The sequence below is a fragment of the Streptomyces sp. SID14478 genome (genome assembly GCF_010548525.1).
In the GTDB taxonomy this organism is placed as follows: domain Bacteria; phylum Actinomycetota; class Actinomycetes; order Streptomycetales; family Streptomycetaceae; genus Streptomyces.
In genome coordinates this window covers 1-3208 of the sequence record NZ_JAAGMG010000612.1, presented here as the reverse complement: position 1 = coordinate 3208, position 3208 = coordinate 1, and the positions used below count along the sequence as shown (strand labels likewise).

Here is a 3208-nt window from a genome sequence, read left to right as displayed (position 1 = left end):
GACGGGCCGGGGCTGCAGTGCGGCCCGATGTCCGCCGGGCCGCACGTCGAGCCGGCGCGCCTCGGCGCCCTGCAGGTCGTCGACGACCCATAGTTCGCCGGCGCTCGCGTAGACGACGCGGGTGCCGTCGGTGGCGGCGTGCCGGGCGTAGAAGCCTGCCCCGGGCTCCGTCCGGGAGGTGCCCCCGAGGGGGGTGTGGCGCCGCAGGTCCGATCCATCGGCCAGGGACGAGTACAGCGCCCCGACGCCCTCGTGGTCGCAGAGGAACGCGAGGCGCTCCCCGATCCACATCGGGTACTCGATGTTCCCGTCGAGGTCCGCGTGCAGGCGCGCGAACTCGCCCTCGCCCGCGCGGTCGATCCACAACTTGCCCGCGGTGCCGCCCCGGTACCGCTTCCACCAGGCCGCCTCGCGCCCCATCGGTGCGGAGAGCAGTACCACTTGGCCGTCCGGACCGTATGCGACACCGCCGACGGGGCCGTAGGGCAGGGTCTCGGCGGGGCCGCCGTCCAGCGGTACCGCCCGCGCCCAGCTGCGGCGCAGCGAGGCCTGGCCGTGGGTGCTGGTGGCCAGGATCCGTCCGTCGGGGGTCCAGCCGCGCACGGTCGTGGTCGCGCTGCCCCAGAACGTCAGGCGTCGGGCGGGGCCGCCGTCGAGCGGGGCGACGTGGACCTCGGGGGCGCCGTCGCGCCGCGACGTCCAGGCGACGCGGTCCCCGTCCGGGGAGATGCGGGGGTGGCTGACCGGTACGTCGTCGGCGCTGATCCGCCAGGCGCGGCCGCCGTCGAGGGGTGCCGCCCACACGTCGTCCTCGGCGGTGAAGACCACCGACTCGCCGTGCAGGTGCGGGAACCGGAGGTAGGCAGGATTCGTCACCCCGCCCACCCTAAATTTGCCCAACGCCCCGCGTCAGCCCCTTTGATCACTTGTCCCGGCGTTCATTTGCCCTGCGGCGCCGGCACGGTGACGGTCTGCGTCACGGTCCGGGTGGGGCCGGGCTCCTGCTCCCTCGCCGCGGGCGCGGCGGGCTCGGCCGACGTCGCGGGTTCCGGGGCCTTGTACGTGGTGGTCGTGTCCGAGGCGGCGCAGTTGCCGAGGACCTGGAGGTGGAACCAGACCTTGTCGTCGACCCGGGCGATGAAGTCGCCGCGTACGCATTTGCCCGGCACGACCCCGTAGACCCATCCCTTGAGCGTGACGTCCCGGCCCCCCTTGGCCTTGCCCCGGCAGTCCACGACCACCTCGTCGGGCGGTGAACTTCCTTGCCCGGTACGGCCGTTGTAGGAGCCGCTGCAGCTGAGCCAGGCCACCTGGGCGTGCTGCCGGTTCAGTTCGCTCGTGGCCTCCTGGTCGGTGGTCGTCGCGGCGGACGCGGGATTCAGGTCCCCGTCGACCGGCCGGCACGCGACGGCCCCGGCGACGGCCACGGCCATGAGCACGCCCACGGCCGGCCCGCGCGGGCCGCTCCACAACCGGCGCGAATCGCTCCTGATCCGCCTCAATTCCCCCATGAAGGGCAGGATGCCACCGGCTCCCCCTCTCCGATAGGGCGCTTGCGGTCACGTTCCGCGCGCCTGCCGAGCGTCGCGAGGAGCAGCGTCACGCCGATCGAGGTTGCCGCCATCGACGTCATCGCCGTTGCCGGGGACGTCAGTTGGGCCAGGGCGCCGGCGAGGGCGGCGGCGATGCCCTGCGCGGCGGCCATGCCGGTGGCGTGCAACCCGAGGGCCTGGCCCGCGAGTTCGTCGGGGGTGCGGGCCAGCAGACGTTCCTGCAGGACCAGGCTGGCCGCGAAGCCGACCGAGGCGACGGCGGCGGCCACGGCCGACAGCACGACCCCCGGCCGCAGCACGAAGAACAGATAGGGCCCTGCCAGCAGCAGCCGCAGCGGGGTCGCGAGACGTCCGCGCACCGCGGGCGGCACCAGACGGCCCACCGCCATGTCGCCCAAGAACATGCCCAGCGCCCCGCAGGCGTACAGCGTGCCCGCGGCGCCGGGCGCGTAGGAGACGTAGAGCGAATCGCTGCCCACGATCAGGCCGTTGGGGAGCCACAGGCCCAGGTACGCCAGCCGGCGCGGCCGCGAGGACCACAGCAGGGCGTGGCTGCGCCAGGTCGCCGAGACGGACGGGCGGCCGGCCGAACGCGGCGGGTGGGCCGCGAGGCCGAGGCGGGTGACGAGGGCCGCCGCCGCGTACAGCGCGGCCGCGAGCAGCAGACAGGTGCGCGGGGACAGCAGTGCGAGGAGGGCGCCGCCCGCCGCGAACCCGGCCATCTGCGTCAGGCCCCAGAGCATGTTGTAGACCGAACGGCCAAGGACATAGCCGTCCTTGGTGAGGATCTCGTTCAGCAGTCCCCCGCGCACACCGCCGCCCAGCGACGCGACCAGGCCCTGCAGGAGGACGACGCCGAAGAGCGCGCCGACCGGCAGGCCGGGCAGCGCGAGGACGGCCGTACCGGCGGCGAAGGCGAGGGCGAGACCGGTGAGGATCGCGCGCGGCGGCAGCCGGTCGGCGCCCGACAGCAGGAACGTGGCCCCCGCCAGCTGCGCGAGCTGCGGCCCGAACATGCTCACCGCCGACAGGAACGGCGAACCGGTGGCCCGGAAGACCAGCGTGCCGAGGGCGAGACCGCCGATCGTCTGGGCCGCGGCGAACGCGGCGAAGGACAGCAGGAACGGCGTGAACTCCGGGGTGCGGAACAGGGAGCGGTAGCTGCGCATGCGTCGAAGTCTCGGAGCCGCCGGGGCCGGTGTTTACTGTTTCGCCGACACGCGAAAGGTCATCTCGCGGGTGCTACCGAAGGGGCGTACGGACGCATGGGCTTGTGGCAGATCGAAACGGACGTCCTCGCGCGCAGCCGGTTCGTGCTGTCGCCGTTCGCCGAGACCTTCGCGAGCCTGAACCTGCTGCACGCCGCGGCCGGTGCCCATCCGGGCGAGGAGGTCTGGCTGCGCGCGCACCTGCCCGGCCACCGCGCCCGTCTCGCCGCCGACCCGGTGGCCGCCCGGCTCGTGCGGGTGGCCACCGGCACGTCCTGGATCGCCGACTTCTTCTGCCCCACCTCGTGCGTCGGGGAGCGCTTCGAGGAGACCGTGGCCCGGGTGCGGGCGACCGGCGCCGCACAGGCCCGCGCCGACCTGCGGGTGTGCCTGCAGGGGCCGTTGCCCGCCGCGCTGGAGCGGGACGACCTGCCCGAGCGGGCGGCC

The 3208-nt window shown here is 74.3% G+C and carries 2 protein-coding genes and 2 pseudogenes; 1 reads left to right on the top strand and 3 read right to left on the bottom strand.

The features are described 5' to 3' along the window. The 3 genes and pseudogenes from G3I40_RS20200 to G3I40_RS20190 form a co-directional block, all read right to left on the bottom strand. Nucleotides 1-876: pseudogene (locus G3I40_RS20200) on the bottom strand (peptidase S41); the annotation flags it as partial. Between the two features lie 62 nt (nt 877-938). After that, complete coding sequence (locus G3I40_RS20195; RefSeq protein ID WP_239091838.1) at nt 939-1511, bottom strand: hypothetical protein; 573 nt, start codon at nt 1509-1511, stop codon at nt 939-941. Further along, complete coding sequence (locus tag G3I40_RS20190) at nt 1499-2722, bottom strand: MFS transporter (protein WP_164303542.1); 1224 nt, start codon at nt 2720-2722, stop codon at nt 1499-1501. The genes G3I40_RS20195 and G3I40_RS20190 overlap by 13 nt, the downstream gene beginning before the upstream one ends. 96 nt (nt 2723-2818) lie before the next feature. Between G3I40_RS20190 and G3I40_RS20185 the strand changes: the two are divergent. Further along, a pseudogene (locus G3I40_RS20185) lies at nt 2819-3208 on the top strand (transcriptional regulator); the annotation flags it as partial.

Bases quoted from the DNA above. Each gene is read 5' to 3' on its own strand.
- G3I40_RS20195 (WP_239091838.1), bottom strand. From the start codon at position 1,511: ATGGGGGAATTGAGGCGGATCAGGAGCGATTCGCGCCGGTTGTGGAGC.
- G3I40_RS20190 (WP_164303542.1), bottom strand. From the start codon at position 2,722: ATGCGCAGCTACCGCTCCCTGTTCCGCACCCCGGAGTTCACGCCGTTC.